The organism is Pontibacter burrus, assembly GCF_010686685.1.
Lineage (GTDB): Bacteria > Bacteroidota > Bacteroidia > Cytophagales > Hymenobacteraceae > Pontibacter > Pontibacter burrus.
Genome location: NZ_JAAGWD010000004.1, coordinates 285,472 through 301,709, shown reverse-complemented (window position 1 = coordinate 301,709; position 16,238 = coordinate 285,472). Strand labels below are relative to the sequence as shown.

The 16,238-nt window shown below is 44.1% G+C and carries 17 protein-coding genes; 6 read left to right on the top strand and 11 right to left on the bottom strand.

What is annotated here, in order from left to right:
- Nucleotides 1-11: 11 nt before the first annotated feature.
- Nucleotides 12-1,298: a tyrosine-type recombinase/integrase gene (locus tag GXP69_RS10890; RefSeq protein ID WP_163915092.1), complete on the bottom strand. Its 1,287-nt coding sequence runs from the start codon at nucleotides 1,296-1,298 to the stop codon at nucleotides 12-14.
- Nucleotides 1,299-1,763: 465 nt separating this feature from the next.
- Here GXP69_RS10890 and GXP69_RS10885 point away from each other — a divergent pair, with 465 nt between their 5' ends.
- The 5 genes from GXP69_RS10885 (at nucleotide 1,764) to GXP69_RS10860 (ending at nucleotide 5,460) form a co-directional block, all read left to right on the top strand.
- Entirely contained in the window at nucleotides 1,764-1,931 is a 168-nt protein-coding gene (locus tag GXP69_RS10885; RefSeq protein ID WP_163915091.1) for a hypothetical protein, read from the top strand.
- Between the two features lie 25 nt (nucleotides 1,932-1,956).
- Nucleotides 1,957-2,442 (top strand): hypothetical protein, encoded by a 486-nt coding sequence (locus tag GXP69_RS10880; protein WP_163915090.1) that lies wholly within the window; start codon nucleotides 1,957-1,959, stop codon nucleotides 2,440-2,442.
- Nucleotides 2,443-2,445: 3 nt separating this feature from the next.
- A complete protein-coding gene (locus tag GXP69_RS10875) occupies nucleotides 2,446-3,084 on the top strand; it encodes an AbiJ-NTD4 domain-containing protein (protein WP_163915089.1) in 639 nt (212 codons plus the stop codon).
- 468 nt (nucleotides 3,085-3,552) lie between these two features.
- A complete protein-coding gene (locus tag GXP69_RS10865) occupies nucleotides 3,553-4,515 on the top strand; it encodes a hypothetical protein (RefSeq protein ID WP_204281994.1) in 963 nt (320 codons plus the stop codon).
- A 12-nt stretch (nucleotides 4,516-4,527) separates the two neighbouring features.
- On the top strand, nucleotides 4,528-5,460 hold the full coding sequence (locus GXP69_RS10860; protein WP_163915086.1) for a DUF4062 domain-containing protein: 933 nt from the start codon (nucleotides 4,528-4,530) through the stop codon (nucleotides 5,458-5,460).
- Nucleotides 5,461-5,701: 241 nt separating this feature from the next.
- On the opposite strand, the gene GXP69_RS10855 is transcribed toward GXP69_RS10860, so the two are convergent.
- Both GXP69_RS10855 and GXP69_RS10850 read right to left on the bottom strand, forming a co-directional pair.
- Nucleotides 5,702-6,994, bottom strand: a complete 1,293-nt coding sequence (locus tag GXP69_RS10855) for a Y-family DNA polymerase (protein ID WP_163915085.1) — start codon at nucleotides 6,992-6,994, stop codon at nucleotides 5,702-5,704.
- Nucleotides 6,991-7,443 (bottom strand): LexA family protein, encoded by a 453-nt coding sequence (locus GXP69_RS10850; RefSeq protein WP_163915084.1) that lies wholly within the window; start codon nucleotides 7,441-7,443, stop codon nucleotides 6,991-6,993. Before GXP69_RS10850 ends, GXP69_RS10855 begins: the two co-directional genes overlap by 4 nt.
- A gap of 251 nt (nucleotides 7,444-7,694) precedes the next feature.
- Between GXP69_RS10850 and GXP69_RS10845 the strand changes: the two genes are divergently transcribed.
- On the top strand, nucleotides 7,695-8,129 hold the full coding sequence (locus tag GXP69_RS10845; RefSeq protein WP_163915083.1) for a DUF2267 domain-containing protein: 435 nt from the start codon (nucleotides 7,695-7,697) through the stop codon (nucleotides 8,127-8,129).
- Between the two features lie 47 nt (nucleotides 8,130-8,176).
- Here GXP69_RS10845 and cysK read toward each other — a convergent pair whose 3' ends face one another.
- The 8 genes from cysK to GXP69_RS10805 form a co-directional block, all read right to left on the bottom strand.
- Nucleotides 8,177-9,094 carry a cysteine synthase A gene (gene cysK, locus GXP69_RS10840; RefSeq protein ID WP_163915082.1) on the bottom strand — a complete coding sequence of 306 codons (918 nt, stop codon included), beginning with the start codon at nucleotides 9,092-9,094 and terminating at the stop codon, nucleotides 8,177-8,179.
- A 14-nt stretch (nucleotides 9,095-9,108) separates the two neighbouring features.
- Nucleotides 9,109-9,942, bottom strand: a complete 834-nt coding sequence (gene epsC / locus GXP69_RS10835; RefSeq protein WP_163915081.1) for a serine O-acetyltransferase EpsC — start codon at nucleotides 9,940-9,942, stop codon at nucleotides 9,109-9,111.
- Nucleotides 9,943-10,053: 111 nt separating this feature from the next.
- Complete coding sequence (locus tag GXP69_RS10830) at nucleotides 10,054-11,094, bottom strand: hypothetical protein (protein ID WP_163915080.1); 1,041 nt, start codon at nucleotides 11,092-11,094, stop codon at nucleotides 10,054-10,056.
- A 298-nt stretch (nucleotides 11,095-11,392) separates the two neighbouring features.
- Complete coding sequence (locus GXP69_RS10825) at nucleotides 11,393-12,100, bottom strand: hypothetical protein (RefSeq protein WP_163915079.1); 708 nt, start codon at nucleotides 12,098-12,100, stop codon at nucleotides 11,393-11,395.
- Between the two features lie 406 nt (nucleotides 12,101-12,506).
- Entirely contained in the window at nucleotides 12,507-13,574 is a 1,068-nt protein-coding gene (locus GXP69_RS10820) for a hypothetical protein (protein WP_163915078.1), read from the bottom strand.
- Between the two features lie 388 nt (nucleotides 13,575-13,962).
- A complete protein-coding gene (locus GXP69_RS10815; protein WP_163915077.1) occupies nucleotides 13,963-15,138 on the bottom strand; it encodes an MFS transporter in 1,176 nt (391 codons plus the stop codon).
- A 130-nt stretch (nucleotides 15,139-15,268) separates the two neighbouring features.
- Complete coding sequence (locus GXP69_RS10810) at nucleotides 15,269-15,679, bottom strand: FEKKY domain-containing protein (RefSeq protein ID WP_163915076.1); 411 nt, start codon at nucleotides 15,677-15,679, stop codon at nucleotides 15,269-15,271.
- A 108-nt stretch (nucleotides 15,680-15,787) separates the two neighbouring features.
- A complete protein-coding gene (locus GXP69_RS10805; RefSeq protein ID WP_163915075.1) occupies nucleotides 15,788-16,231 on the bottom strand; it encodes a hypothetical protein in 444 nt (147 codons plus the stop codon).
- Nucleotides 16,232-16,238: the final 7 nt, after the last annotated feature.

Genomic DNA, 16,238 nt, shown 5'->3' with positions numbered 1-16,238 from the left:
CTATTTACAAATTAGAAGTTAGTGAGCAATGCAGCGTTTTTAACCCGCTCTTCCTGCTCAAATGAGGCTAAATAATTTTCAGTAGTCTTCAGATCGTTATGGCCTAAACTCTCTGATATAAAGGCTATGTTAGCTCCAGACCGTTTTAATACTGTGGCGTAACTATGCCGTGCTGTATAAGTACTAATGTTAGGTATACCCAGCTTCTTACCGATGGCTTTTAGCTTGGTATTCATCAACTTTGTGATGTTCTTGATCTTTGTGCGCTCTTCTTCGGGGCTTTCTTCGCCTTGCAGGATAGGGAATACAAACGTATCAAGGTCTAACTCTTCGTTACCCCAACGGTTTATAATGGCCTGCATTTCGGGTAACAGGGTGGCATGTATTAACTTCTTTTTCTTCGCCTTCGCTAAGGTCTTCTGTCTGTAGAAACAAACCTCTCCATTACGAATATTAGCATATCTTAATTTACAGATATCAGTTATGTTTGCTCCATTGCACAGGTAAGAGAAGAACCACAAATCGCGACATTTTTCTATAGTATCAGTTTCACACTCATACTGTACTATCTTCTTAATTTCGTTTAGGGTTAGGGCAATGTTGCGGCCTGCATGCTGGGGTATTTCATAGCGGCCTTTCCCGAATGGGTGTTGAGCGGGTTTGATGATGTCGGCTGCCTTTGCCTCGTTTACCACAACCTGCAAGGCTCGCATGTACATTGATATTGTGGTATAGCTCTTGCCCTCATCTAATAGGTATTGCTCGTACCTTCGTAACCAATCAACTGTAATATGTTTAAACTCTATTACAATCTTCTCTAAGTCAATTTCTATATTTTTGCCTCTTTTGAATAGCCTAATACTCCTTAGGGTGTACTTATACCAATCTGCTGTACTGACCTTACCTAATGCTTTCAATTCATCAATTTTAGCATTAAAGAAGTCATTAACTGTTCTAATCTTTCCCTTACTCAATCGGTTATTAAGTACTTCAAAACTAAAAGCATCATCTTTAACTAAGGCTTTTATAAATTCTTCAATCTCATCAAAAGCCGCTTTAACACTTTGGCTCAACTCCTTTAACTCTTTTTGCTTCTGCCTTGCAAGATTAGCTGTTTTATAGTTGGACAATAACGCCCAATCTTCAGCCGCAATATCAATAGCTGGAGTCGGTGAGTAATAGCGTTGCTCCCGTTTATGGGTAACTCTTATCTTTAAAGGAAATAACCCGCTCTTCTTTGCCCTCCTGGTGTCAATCATTGCGACAATCGCAACATCTCTATGTATACAATCAAACATGGCTTATAAGCTAAGTGAGTGTATGCAAATTTTCCTTTGCATACAATTTGCATACAAGTATAGAGAATTAATGAAAATTAAAGAAATGACATGTAAAGTATTTCATTAGCTTTACAGTTAATTATCAATGATTTATAAAACAGATACAAATACATGAATTATAAAGAAATACTATCTGTTTTGCATGGCATGCAAGAGGTCATCGGTTCGACTCCGATATTCTCCACTAAAGGCAACTATAGTTTATAGTTGCCTTTTTTGTTTTATGGCCTTCTCCCAAAAAGCAATTGTAACTATAGTTAGTTGCTTTAATCTTTCACTGTAGCTCTTCTGAAATAAAGCTATCAATCTTCTCAATACTCATTAAGCCATAGTTAAAATTCAATACTTTATATATATTGCATACAACATATTGTAATAGCTTATCAGTTGATAGGTATCGGCAACATAGCTGGTAGCTCGCAGGTGAAGCAAAAAATAATGAATGGCGACGAATCAGGTGCTGGTACCGCACCAACTGATAAGGTAACAAAATTACAGCACGAGCTGGCCCTATGCGAGACAGAGCGCAAGGCCCTGCAGCAGCGAGTAAAAGACCAGGAGCGGATTATTCAGCTTTTGGAAGGAAAGTAAGGAGCAATACTTTAATTAGTTTAATATGCCTGAATCTTTTGTATCAATCTTTCTTGGTGTCTTTAGTGGTATACTTACCAGTATTATTATCTGGGCTTTTGTAAAATTATTTAGAAAAGTACTTATCCCCTGGTATCAACAAATCATTTACCGTGGCATAAACATTTCCGGTGAATGGACCTGTAGCGTCGACTTCCCTGGTGGAGTTCATACTGACCAAATGATCAGCTTAATTCAGAAAGGGCACAAAGTCCAAGGTACATTTATAACAAAAACTACAGCCCCAAATAGAGAGGGAAGTACAAATTCATTTAGAGCAATCGGCGAAGTATTTGATAACTATGTAGATATAGAATATAATATTATAGATAAAAGATATATTGGCAGAGGCTCATTTATGTTTAAGGTGTTAGAAGGCGGTGAAAAGCTTCAGGGTGGTCTTGTCGCAATTGATAGAATCTCATCTAATATCATTACTTCAGAATCAATCGAGTGGACAAGGAAAAAGTAAACTATGGACAACCTGACATTCTCTCAGAGAATAGGAGAAAAACCTGTAAGAGAATCAATTCAAATAGATAATGTAGACGAGGATTTAACGATTAGGCTCTGGAATGTAATTGTTATTAACTTCTTTGGGAAATTGCCAAACCTACGTTATAGTCAGAGTAAAATAAGAAATGACAAAGTCTGCCTAAAAATCTGGACAGACTTTTTAGGCAAAAGAGCTGATGAAATATTTACTTCTTCTAGCATTAATATAGATGTAGAATTTGTAATTAATAACACATATCATTGGTTCGCTCAAGCAATATGGTATGACAAATATGACTTTCTTGAGTACTTAGCCAAAATACTAGATAAGCCTAAGCTAGTAGCTGACTTTTCAGAAGCTTGCAATACTGCACTAAAAAGGGGAATGGCCGGCTACAGGATTATAGGCACTAGAGTAGTACAGATAACTTCAAATGAAGAAGTAGTTGAAATTGAGCAGGCTCTCACTAACACATCTTCTATCTGGCAACCTGTAAATATTCACTTAAAAACAGCCATAGGCTTCCTATCCGACAGAGAACCCGGACTACCGAAATTCAATCAAAGAATCAATTTCAGCAGTAGAAGCTACTTGCATAATCATTACTGGCGAAAATAGCACAAGCCTTGGTAAGGCTTTAACTACTATAGAAAAAAAGCACAAGCTTCATTCTGCCTTAAAAAAAGCTTTCTCATCGCTTTATGGCTATACCAGTGATGCAGGAGGTATCCGTCACGCATTACTAGAAGATGGTATAGACGTAACCATGGAGGATGCGAGATTTATGCTGGTAACCTGTGCTGCTTTTATTAACTATCTAAAGGCTAAAGTCGAGCAGCAGATTTTAACAGCATAACAAGAGGCATAGTATGGAAATTAGCAAATCATGGATCACAATTACTTGCCCTAAGTGCAGCTATAGCATGGATGCACAGCTGATTCAGGCCAAATTAGAAGAGACAATTATCTGCCATAACTGCAAAGTCAATATAGAACTGAAAGACTCTACAGCTTCTGTTCATAATTCATTAAGAGATATTGACAATGCACTAAACGACTTAAACAAACTTTTTAAGAATCTATAGGATGTACTATACACATAATTTAAGAAGCAACCTTCAGGAGTGGAGAAACAGGCTGTACAAATCAACCTACAACAATTTTAACAACAACTATAGCTTCTTCTTCAACAAGTTCAAAGAAGTAAGTGTTTTGAATGCAATTATAGAGCAATGTATTTCAGATAACCCTCTAGATGAAACTTCTTTAGAAGAGATGGAGGATCAACTAGATAATAGATTTGGGTTCTCGTTTAACAATGAAAAACATGCAGCTGCAGTTCTCTACCAAATGATAAAGCACTTTGAGCGCAAAGGATACGAGCCTGTTAACATAGCCTTTAATTTAGGTGCTGCCAGCAGTTTTGATGATTGCTTGGACAACTTTCTGAATAATTTTGTTGAGCCTATAGTAGTATACATTCAAGATAACTTAGAGCATAAAAGCTTTATATTATACTTACTTCTAAGGTATAAAATGCGGACAGAGTGGTTTCTGCGAGAAAACCTTTATAACCAATACAAGTCAGCAACTTCTAATTATGAACAGATATTTGAAGATGATTTAAGACTGTTCCTATTCGATCAGGGAGTTGATTACCCATTTTCAACACCAAGTTCCGCTTCTGGCCGTGCAGATATTGTTAGTCAATTAGATAGTAAAGATCCGCTTGTTTTAGAAATCAAGGTTTTCGATAAAGAAAAGAGCTACACCAAAAAGCGCATTGTGAATGGCTTTACTCAAGTTGTGAAATATGCTAACGATTATCACAAAGACACAGGCTACCTGGTAGTGTTCAATTTAGACAATGTTGAAATTGTTATCAATAAGAACGAGCCAGAGAAGCAGTTACCTACAGTTGTGCATTTCAACAACAAGACCTACCATATAATCATCATAAATCTCAAGCGAGAAGCGTCAGCGAGTAAGCTAGGTCAGCTCAAAACTGAGATTATACATGAAAGTGAGCTTTATGAGCAATTGGTTTAAGTAGACTTAATAATGAAAGAGAAGAAACTACAAGTATTCGTTTCATCAACCTTCACAGACTTAAAAGAAGAAAGACAGGCCGCCGTTGAAGCCATACTATCAGCTGGCCACATACCTGCTGGTATGGAGCTTTTTACTGCGGGTGATGAGTCACAGATGACTGTAATCAAAAGGTGGATAGACGAATCAGATGTTTATTTGTTAATACTAGGTGGCCGTTATGGGAGCGTAGAGGCTAAAACAGGCAAGAGTTACACTCACCTTGAGTATGAATATGCCATTGAAAAAAAGAAACCCCACTTTGCTGTTGTTGTAACAGATAAGGCTTTAGATGCCAAAATAAGCGCTATTGGCAGAGAAGCATTAGAGCAAGAGCACCCCAAAGAATTGAAGGAGTTCAAGACTACTGTTTTAAGTGGGAAAGTAGTTAAGTTTTGGGATGACTACAAAGACATAAAACTAGCTATTCATGAAACCCTATCCGAATTCATGTACAGCAAAGATCTAATTGGATGGATTAGAGGAGATAACGCCGTGAACACTGGCGCCCTTGCTGAAGAGATCGCTCGACTTACTAAAGAGAATTCTGAGTTGAGAAACCAAATATCGAACTCTAATTCTAGAAGTGAACCTTTATATGCTGGATTAACATATACGCAACTATCAGGCTTATTGAGAGCCAATATTGTAAAAGTTGAGCATGATGAGTTTGATCTTTTACAGGCTATTGAGTTCTATGGACAAAGAATATCTTTAGGTACTCATGGCTACACTATTGAAGAACGAGACATGTTCAATAAGTTAGCGAACTTTAAACTTCTTCGTACAGAATTAAACTCAAATCGTGGAATGAAGTTTTACTTCACAGACGAAGGCCACAATTTCTATTTACGTATTTTACTTACTGCTGAGAAGGAGTTCACCATAGAAAAACAGCAAAATTAGGTGTGCCAACTGGTGTGCCAAATGCCACTGTTGGCACACTAAAACGCCTAAAAAGCACCTTTTACGATTACCAAAAACCATGTATACACACTTTAAATGGCTATTGGGAGTACTAAGATCAGGGTTTAAAACGTTTGAAGACTTTCCGATATTCTCCACTAAAGGCAACTATAGTTATAGTTGCCTTTTTGTTTTTGGGCATCTATAAACTATAAAAAGCTATAGTTTATAGTTTAACCTATTACTTACTCGACGAATAATAATTCCACCCCACTTTCATCACCTCAGCTACCTTGGTAGTATAACACGGCGAGGCAAACTCTTTTCGTAAGGCGCACTCATTCCCCTCTCCCTGCATGCCGTAGCCTACTGTGGCAAAGCCGAATCTTTCGCGCAGGTTATCGAGTGTCTGCATCAGCCTGGTATCTCTTTCGTGGTGCCCCGCATTTAGCAGCGAAAGTTGCACCTGGTTTTCCGGTACAATATCATTCAGAATGATGCCTGTTTTCTTGTAGCCGTAGCCTTCCCGGAAAATGGCTTTCAGGGCAAGCTTTGCATAGTGCAGCAGTTCCAGCTCGCTGCTGGTAGGTGCGTTAAGCTTTATAGTGCGGCTGTTAAAGTATAGTTTGTCCTGTTCGTTAAAGCGGCTCGTCTGCAGGAAAACAGTCAGGGCACCGGCGCAGCTCTTTTGCTTCCGGAGTTTGGTGGCGCAGCGTATGGTATGTGTTGCCAGTGCTTCTTCTATCGCACTCAGGTTACCTACTGTTTTGGCAAAGCTCCGCGAGGTGCAGATGTTCTGTTTGGCCGGTGGTACCATTTCCATTTCTATACAGGGTTCGCCTCTCAGCTCTTTTACCGTGCGCAAGCCCACTACCGTAAGGTACTTTCTGGCAAAGGCATCGGTTACATGGCGCAGGTCCCAGGCAGTATGCACTCCCAGTTCAGCTAACTTTTTAGCATAGCGCCTGCCTATTCCCCATACATCGCCTGCTTTGGTGCGTTTTAAAGCTTCTTCTATGTGCCGCGGATCTGTAAGCACCAGCACTCCTTTTGCCTTGCTTGATTTTTTAGATAAGCGGTTTGCTACTTTTGCCAGGGTTTTGGTTGGCGCTACCCCGATCGCTACAGGTATGCCCGTCCATTGCTGTACGGTGGCCTTTATCTCTTTAGCATATTCTTGTATGTCGGTATTGTAAAAGTTCGAAAGATCCAGGAAGCTCTCATCTATACTATAAACTTCCAGGTCGGGGCTGAACTGCTGCAGTGTCTCCACTACCCTTCTCGACATATCGCCATAGAGTTCATAGTTGCTGCTGAATACCTTTACCCCATGCGTTTTTACCAGGCTTTTTATCTCGAAGGCAGGTACTCCCATTTTTATGCCCAGCGCTTTTGCCTCGTTGCTGCGGGCAATCACACAGCCATCGTTGTTGCTGAGCACTACTATAGGTTTCTCTTCCAGCGATGGATCGAACAGGCGCTCGCAGCTTGCATAAAAGTTGTTACAATCTACTAAGGCAAACAGTTTACTCATAAGCGTTTTACTATACCTACCACTACTCCCCATATCCGGCAGTTATCCGGGTTCTCAAACTTCATGGCTTTGTATTTCGGGTTCTCGGGCATCAGATAAGCGCCGTCCTTTTTTAATAGCAGCCGCTTTATCGTAAACTCGCCTTCCACAAAAGCCAGTACAATTTTACCTGTTGTTGCTTTCACGGAGCGGTCTATCACAGCCATGTCGCCGGGCTCTATGTGCGCGCCTATCATACTATCGCCTTCTACCCTTACCAGAAAGGTGGCCGTAGGATTGTCGCTGAGCAGCCGGTTAAGATCTATGGGCTCAGAACTATAGTCTGCAGCCGGGCTCGGGAAACCTGCCCTTACGCTCGCCGAGAACAAAGGCAATGTGGTGCCCGCATGCGGGTTAAGGCGGTATATAGTAGGGTAACTATAGTGTAGAGGTATAACTTTTGCTTCCATATGATTCTGTTTTACGAACAATATTAGCAAAAGCTATATTTAAAACTAAAATAATTAGCAATAAATAATTTAGTTTGATTACTTGTGTCTCTTTTTCAATGATTTAACAAAAAGCGGTATGACTGGTTAGGTATACAGAGGCGGTGCTATAGTTACGTTCTCAAAATCTTGCGAAACTATAGAAATCAAACACCCCACCCCAAAGGCCGTACCTCTATTAAAGTGATGTGTAATTTTTTAACCCGGAAACCATGGCTTTTAACTTTGAAGACAACAAGAAAGATGCAACGGTACTGTTGCACACGGTAGCAAACGAATTGCAAACCGACGACCTGAACAAGGCCGGCCGTATTTTCAGAGCTGTGCTGCATGCTATCCGCGACAGACTGCATTTACATGAAGCGGTCCATTTCGCATCACAGCTCCCCATTATCTGGAAAGGCATTTTCTTTGACCAGTACGAACCAGACAAAGTACCGGTAAAGATCCGCGACTCTGATGAATGGGTAAACTATATCCGCAACAAGAACGCCTATGCCGCCAACAACGATTTTCTGCTGGATGATGAGATCATGTTCTCTTTCAGAGCTGTCTTTGCTGCTCTGCAGAAATCCATCTCGGAAGGACCGCTACAGCTGGTAAAAGAATCGCTGAACCAGGAAATTCAGGAACAACTGGAAGTTTAGTCTGAAACTATAACTATAAAGCCGCTGCAGGTGCAGCGGCTTTATAGTTATACAAATAAACCTTCTACTGAAAGGTAACGCTCCCCGGTATCATAACAGAAGGTGAGCACCTTCGCTCCTTCCGGTATTTCGCTCTCCAGTTTCTGCGCTACCGCCGCCAACGATGCTCCCGACGAAGCACCTACAAAAATACCTTCTTCCCGGGCAGCGCGCCGGGCATAGTCAAAAGCATCACTTGCTTCTACCTGCACTACTCCATCCAGCAGCGTGGTATCCATAATGGCAGGTATAAAGCCGGCACCTATGCCCTGTATGGGGTGCGACCCCGGTTGCCCGCCACTCAGTACCGCCGAAGCAGTTGGTTCTACAGCATACACTTTCATGTTCGGATTACGGGCTTTCAACACACGTGCCACACCTGTAATGTGCCCGCCAGTGCCTACTCCGGTTATCAGGTAATCCAGCCCGTCCGGAAAGTCCTGCAGAATTTCTTCAGCCGTAGTCTGGATATGCACCTGCGTATTGGCTTCGTTCTCGAACTGCATCGGCATCCAGGAGTTGGTGTGCTCTTCCAGGAGTTCTTTAGCCCGTTCTATAGCACCTTTCATGCCTTTTTCGCGGGGAGTAAGCTCGAGCCTGGCACCGTAAACTGCCATTAGCCTGCGCCGCTCCACCGACATCGACTCCGGCATTACCAGTATAAGCTGATACCCTTTTACAGCCGCCACCATGGCAAGCCCCACGCCTGTGTTACCAGAAGTAGGCTCCACGATCACGCTGTCTTCTTTTAAGATGCCTTTCTGTTCAGCGTCTTCAATCATGGCGAGGGCAATGCGGTCTTTTATGCTGCCGCCGGGGTTGTTACGCTCCAGCTTCATCCAGACCTCTGCCTTGCCATTGTATAGTTTGTTGATGCGCACATGCGGGGTGCGGCCTATTGTTTCCAGTATCGAGTTTGCTTTCATAGTTTAGTTTATAGTTATATCGAGAAATTGAGCACTTCTTCGGGTTCGGGTGCCTGGCGTACTTTTATCTGCGGATGGTGATATACCCGTGAATAAGGTGGTACGCTTTCGGTGAGCCACACATTACCTCCAATAATGCTTCTGGTACCTATCACGGTGTTGCCCCCGAGTATCGTTGCGCCGGCATAAATCACTACATGGTCTTCTATAGTTGGGTGACGCTTGATGTTGGCCATTGTTTTCTCTACACTTACAGCACCCAGCGTTACTCCCTGGTACACCTTTACATGGTTGCCAATAACCGTAGTCTGGCCAATCACTACGCCGGTGCCATGGTCGATGCAGAAATAAGAACCTATAGTTGCTCCCGGGTGGATGTCGATACCAGTACGGGCGTGCGCATAAGCCGAAATGGCACGCGGAATAAGCGGGATACCCAGTTGGTACAGCGTATGTGCCAGCCGGTAAAAAGCAACTGCCTTAAAACCGGGATACGTCCGGACCACTTCTTCCAGGCTTTGCGCGGCTGGGTCGCCGTTATAAATGGCTTCCGCATCGCCCAGCATCATGCGGTGTACCTGTGGCAGTGCCTCCATGGCGGCCTGGGCCAGGTGTGCGGGTGTATCAGGTAGTTTATCAGCTATGCCATCCAGGATCTGTTCCAGTTCTATCTGCAGGCTGCGGGTGTACAATTCAAATTCGGCAAAAGAACTATAGCGCTTTTCAGACAAAGGCGGAAAAAGCAACTGCAGCACCGAATCAGCAACGCGACAGGTGGCAGACGCCGGCACCAGATGGCGGGTATGGGTATGATCCTGGTATAGTTGCTGTAAAAAGCTCTGTTCCATAAGCTGTGTACGGTAATGGCTTATAGTTTGTGTAGGCATCAACAAAAAAGGAGGAGCCGTTAACCAGCTCCCCCTTTCGTGCTTATTATTTAACTCAGGAATTCAGCAGCATTATTCGTCGCAGTGGCCCGGGCCAACCTCGCCGTTGTTATACTTATCCAGCAGCTCAGACCAGGCAATAAGCTGCGCTCTGGCTGGGGAGGTTTCGCCGTTAAAGTAGGCCTCTGCCCCGGTAAAGGCATCCTTTACATCAGCTGGCATAGATGCGCCGGCAGCTACGTTAAGTTCAGCGGCAATAAACTGGTGTGCCAGTATGAAGTAAGCGTTTCCGCGTGGCGGCTCGTTCAGCACCTGCAGGTAGGTCATACCGCTGCTATAGAACTGCACTTCCAGGTAATTATCCCAGGTGCTGTTGTACTGTTTGCGGCCTGGGTCGGCGTGGTTTTTCCAGTAGCCCTGTGTACGGGTGCAGCCCTGCTCCGGCTCCTCAGGTACCTCAACAGCACGAGTTACACAGAACTTAATATCATCAATAGCAGCAGAACCTACATGGCCTTCGGTGCCGGCCAGTACTACCTTCATGCTTTTAACATTGGCGGTACCTTTCAGGTCTACTGTCTGCTGGCTGTTATCGCCTAGTGGCTGTAGCATGGCATTGTATAGTTCGTTACCGCCGGCATCATACAGGTATATCCAGCTGTTGTCCTCATACTCATCTATATCCAGCACATTAACCGACTGCAGCGTTACAGCCTCAGAGAAAGTAAGCAGCATCTCGCCACCCCATCGGTTATCGTTTGGCTCATGATCTACCCCTATCTCATTTATGATCAGCGCCTTTCCCCAATCCAGTGTATGCAGGTCATCATCATCGCCGGTTGGTATGCCTGTTTCAAAAAGATGTGCGCGGTTATCTTCGGTCAGTATGCCGGCTTCGTTTCGTGCGCGGTTATAAAGTTGTACCTGTACTGTGTTGTTAGCCGATGCTATTTCTGAAATGAACCCGCTAGTAGACCCGTTTTCAAAGTCGATCACGTCACAGAATTCCTCTTGCTTTGGTTGCGGCTCCAGTATTTCTCCTTCCGGGTCGCAGGCCACCAGCGCCACCGACATTACTCCAAGCAATCCTAATTTAGATAAATGTTGTTTCATAGTATGTTACTAAACGTTTAGAGTGAAAAATTACCGCTACTTATATAGAAGTAGCCATATATAAAAAGTACAAAATATTTACACTCCTTATTCATACTAAAAAACCAACAGGTGGTTTTAGTTTTTATAAAAAAATATTCAGATAGATAAATAAGTTAATGATAACACAGGATAAGCAGTACAATTTTATCCAGGCAACGCTCTGCACTACCTGCGCAAAAAAGTTATAAAACAAAAAACCTCTCAAAGAATGGTTTACCATCCTCCGAGAGGTTCTCGCTATAGTTGTTGAACTATATTATCTTGGGCAAACTCCGCCCGGGCAGAACTGGATCACATCAATAGCGCCTGATCCGCCACGTCCGTCTTTGGTTATAAAGTTTACGCGCAACTTAGCCACTCCCGATACGCCGTTACCTTCCAGCACCAGCGGCTGAAACTTGTAGGCTCCTGTTACAGGCAGTTCTTTCTTGTAAATCACACGACCTGAAGCATCCAGCAGTTCCAGTGTAGAGCCGCGTTCGTTCTCTTCGATATCTACAATGTAAAGGCCGCGCATAACTACAGTTCCGAAACTGGAGAAATCAAGCTCTATGCTTCCGCCTCTGTTGTGGATGGTACTGTTAGGGCCGCGCATATCACCTATCGTAAGCACGTTGCCTAACCTGAACGGGCCCTGGTTTACAGCTTTGTAGCCGGCGTTATTTTTATCCGGAGACATTGTGTTATAGGCCAGCGCAAGGTTAGCGCCAACTGGTTTTCCGTTTCTTAGCTGTTTAGCTGTTACTTTAACCGGCAGTGTGGTATAACTGTCTTTCACAACCATTACCTGGCTTAGCGGGCCGGTTGTTTCTGAGAAGTTAAGGATGGTAGTACCCGGAACGGTTCCGAAATTTTTGGTGGCTGTGGTGGTAAGCGGACTTACTTCGGCTTCGGTTTCCTGGTCGCAGGACATGGTAAGGGTGGTGATAAAAGCAAGGGCAAGAGTGTAGATAAATGTTCTCATGGCAACTAATGTAAAAAGTAAAAAAAAGTATGCTGTCGCCAGGGTATCAACGTAGGTTGATAGATCTAAAAATTGTATTTAAATGCACCCTTGGCTAAGAGCATTTCAACCTTGTACGGGAGGGTTTTAAAAAAAGATGGTTGCAAAATAAAAATAAGGCCAACTTTTTTCTGATATGAAAAAATGTACATATCATGAAAATTGTATTATAGATGTCGGAAAACTGCACTTACTAGCCCACAGCTTACATTTTCATCGAAATACTTTCTGTATATACCCTTCATCCTATGTTATAAAAAATTTCAGGTATGCTCCCGTAAAGCAACATTAAGTCCCCGGTAGTTCCAGGTTTTAACTATAAAGGGGAGCCCGAAAGCTCCCCTTTATAGTTATGGCAGGTGGTAAATTATTCTTTATCAGATTCGGCACAGCGGCCCGGGCCAATATCACCTTTGTTATAAGCGTCCAGCACGGCAGCCCAAACCAGTACTTGCGCCACTTCTATATCGGCTTTGCCTTTAAAGTAAGCATCTGCTCCTCTAAGGGCATCGGCTACTTCGGCAGTAGTGGAAGCGCCGCTACGGATGTTCAGGCGGGCTGTGATGTAAGGTTGTGCCAGCATAAAGTAAGGGTTGCCTTTAGATGGCGTGCGCTGCAGCAGTTGCAGGTAAGTTTCGCCGCTGTCGTAGAACTTGGCTTTGGCATAGGTATTCCAGGCGCGGTTATAGTTCTTGGCAGCCGGGTCGGAGTGGTCGAGCCAATAGCGTCTTATCTCCGTGCAGCCATATTTCTCTTCTTCTTCAGGACCATCGGCAGCAAAGCAAAAGGCAATGTTATCGATAGCCGCAGAGCCAACTATACCTTCACCATCCAGCACCACTTTCAGCTTGTGCACGCCGCTTGTGTTACCCAGGTCTACGGTTTGCTTGCTGTTATCGCCAAGCGGTACCAGTTGCGTTTTGCGCAGTTCTTTGCCCGAGGCATCGTACAGGTAAACCCAAGAGTTGTTTTCGTTGTCGCCTTCGCGGTTGTCAATATCCAGCACCCGCATCGATTTCATGGTTACCGCTTCCGGGAACGTGAGTGTTATATCGCCACCCCAGCGGTTATCGTTCGGCTCGTTTTCTTCGCCCAGTTCCTGTATGATCAGCACCTTACCCCAGTCCGAAGTGTACAGGTCGGCATCATCGCCGGTAGGGTTCTGAGAATCGAAGATCATAGCACGGTTCTGGCTCATGTATTCGCCTTTGCTGTTGCGTGCGCGGGCATGTACACGAATGGGGCCATACCCGTTTTCGGTGCTGATCTGTTTGATATAGGTTCCGGCTTTTTCGTTTTCAAAGGTCAGGTTATCGCACACAGTTGCCTTGCCGCTCCGGCCACTTTCACGATCAGCAAAAATGGTTTCGTCGTCGCTACAACTATACAGAAAAAGGGCTGCAATAAATAATAGGGAGAGTTTAAGTTTTTTCATAGTCTGCAGTTTTGGTTCGTAATAAATTTGCATTGCCTCTGCAGGTTTTGCATTACAGGCAACTATAGTTACACAACTATAGCAGCGCGTATTAATCTACCTTTACGAAAAACACTATATAAGGTCAAGCTATTGCATCAAAAATATCCTATCCTACACCTCTGTAAAACCTGACACAAACTATAGATCGCTATTACTTTAACGGCTTTAAAGACAGCTGAACTATAGTTTTATAACAATAAGCATATCACACCATCTATAGTTAAGACATACAGACCACAGTATCTATTATTTAAATAATACAATTAATAAACTATAACATATCATGTTTAATGCTCTACTTTAAGCATAAGCACAGCCTTTAAAACAGGAAAAGAGAAGGGTAAATTTAGAATTTTCGTGAGGTGGCTTTTACGAAGAACAGCAGGTAAAGCAATGCCAGCAGCGTAACAGCTGCCCCCGACCAGAACACCATCCGGAAGTTATCGGCATTGTTGTTATATAGCCAGCCCGAGCAAAGTGCCCCGATACCGATACCGGCTTCCATGGCAATATACATCGTAGCCATTGCGCGGCCACGGTGCGCCTCGTGGCTCAGGTCTATGGTCCAGGCAAAAACGGTAGGTGAGTTCATGCCCTGCCCTACCCCGAACAACACGCCTGCCAGCAGCAACTCCGTAACATTTGATGCCATACCAAGCGCCACCATAGCCAGCAACAACACCAGCGAGCTAACCCGCAACACGATCACGCGCCCGTATTTATCGGATACCCGCCCGGCCACAAACCGGATAGCCAGCGAGGCCAACGTAAAGCTCATAAAAAAGAGCCCTTTGTTACGAACACCCAGGTGCTCGCTGAAGTCGGGAACTACGGTAAGGATAATGCCAAAAGAGAAAACAGTAAAGAACAGTACGACTGATGGCGCTATCACACGCGGCTCAAATAACTCGCTCCGCGATATGCGCAGCAGCCCCATCCGGAAACGGTGCGTATCCTGCACGGTTTCCTTCATGCGCGCCACCACCGCCACCGATAAAAAAGCAGCCAGCGACGAAGTGTAGAACATCACATCCAGGGAGAACTGATTCGCGATAGCGCCGCCCACTGCCGGACCAGCCGCCATGCCCAGACTACCGCACAACCCTAGCAAACCGGTAGCTTCGCCGCGCCTTTGTACCGGTATAATATCGGCCACATAGGCGGCTGTGCCAGTAGGCGTAAACCCCGTAGAGAAGCCATGCACAAAACGCAGCAGCAGAAAAGCAGCTACCGAGCCGGTTACAGGATACAGGAAACCGCAGAGGATGCATACTGCCCCGCCTACTACCATTACCGGTATGCGGCCTACTTTATCGGCCAGTTGCCCGCTGAAAGGCCTGGAGAGCCCTGCTGTAAGGGTAAAAAGTGAAATGATAAGGCCTTTGTATTCTGCGCCGCCCAGGCTGGTGAGGTAATCGGGCAGCTCCGGAATGATCATATTAAAGCTGGCGAAGAACAGGAACGAACTCAGGCAAAGCAGCCCGAATTGCAACCCATAAACTTTAGTCTCCTGCTTTTCCATCCAGATTCAGATTCAGGACGCAAAGTTGGCAAACTATAGTATAGGAAACTATAGCAGGACAGGAAATGATACGGTGCAGCGTGCTAATATAAGATCGTATAAATGACGTTTAGATGTGGTTATAGTTGTTTTATTTCTTGCTTTTCCACTTTCTATATCCTACTACATCCTTCCTTACTTTTCTTTTCCATTCATTCCCGTAAGTCCTTTGTAGGTAGTCAAGGATAACGAAGTTATACTCTTCCGTTAAACTATAGTCGGGACCTGTACAGCCATCTTCAAAGTAGAAGACATTATACTTACTTTCAAAACTGCTGTCTTTATCATACACAACAGGTGCTATTCCACTTCGGAGCAATAGAAATGGCATCTCATTCTTAATATCTTTATCTGCAAGTTCCCGAGCTTCATTAACCGTAGTAACAAATACCAACTTAATGGCACCACTATTATTGATGTCAGCATCGGTAAACTTTCTTGATTGACTAAATACGACAAAAGGGATTAGGATTAATAAACCTGTTAGACCGAGGTATTTCATAATTTACATACGCTATAACTTATGCCATTTATAAGATGACCAGCCTCGGGATAATACAGGCTGATAAAGTCAGCTTCAGCAACTATAGCTATAGTTATGGCAGGGATATTAAGCTTGCTGCAACCGGGCTTTTCCTTGTGCCAGCACGCCGTTTACCTTTATGTTTTGCTCCATAGCTGCCAGGCTGATACTTGCCTGTATGTGGCGGGCTATTTTAGAATCCGGGATATGATGGAGCGGCATCACCAGTTCTTTCTCGTTGCGAAGCTCGAACACTACTTTCTCGTCGGTTAACATTACTGCCCGGATCTGTGTCCAGAACAGTTCCTGTTTGCGGCCAAAAAAGGTAAGCCGGTAGCCCAGCCTCGACGAGTTCATGGAAAAGTAAGTTTCCCGTAGCGGAATCAGGTTTGCACATATGGCCAGGCCTGCAGCGCCAGCCAGCACCAGCAAGGTTGCCGCTACCAGCCATCCCGGCCGCATTGCATCAAGCCACAGCATTTCCCGAACTATAGCAAATCCGCCACCGCCCAGCAAAAACAGACTGAGCAAAAACAGA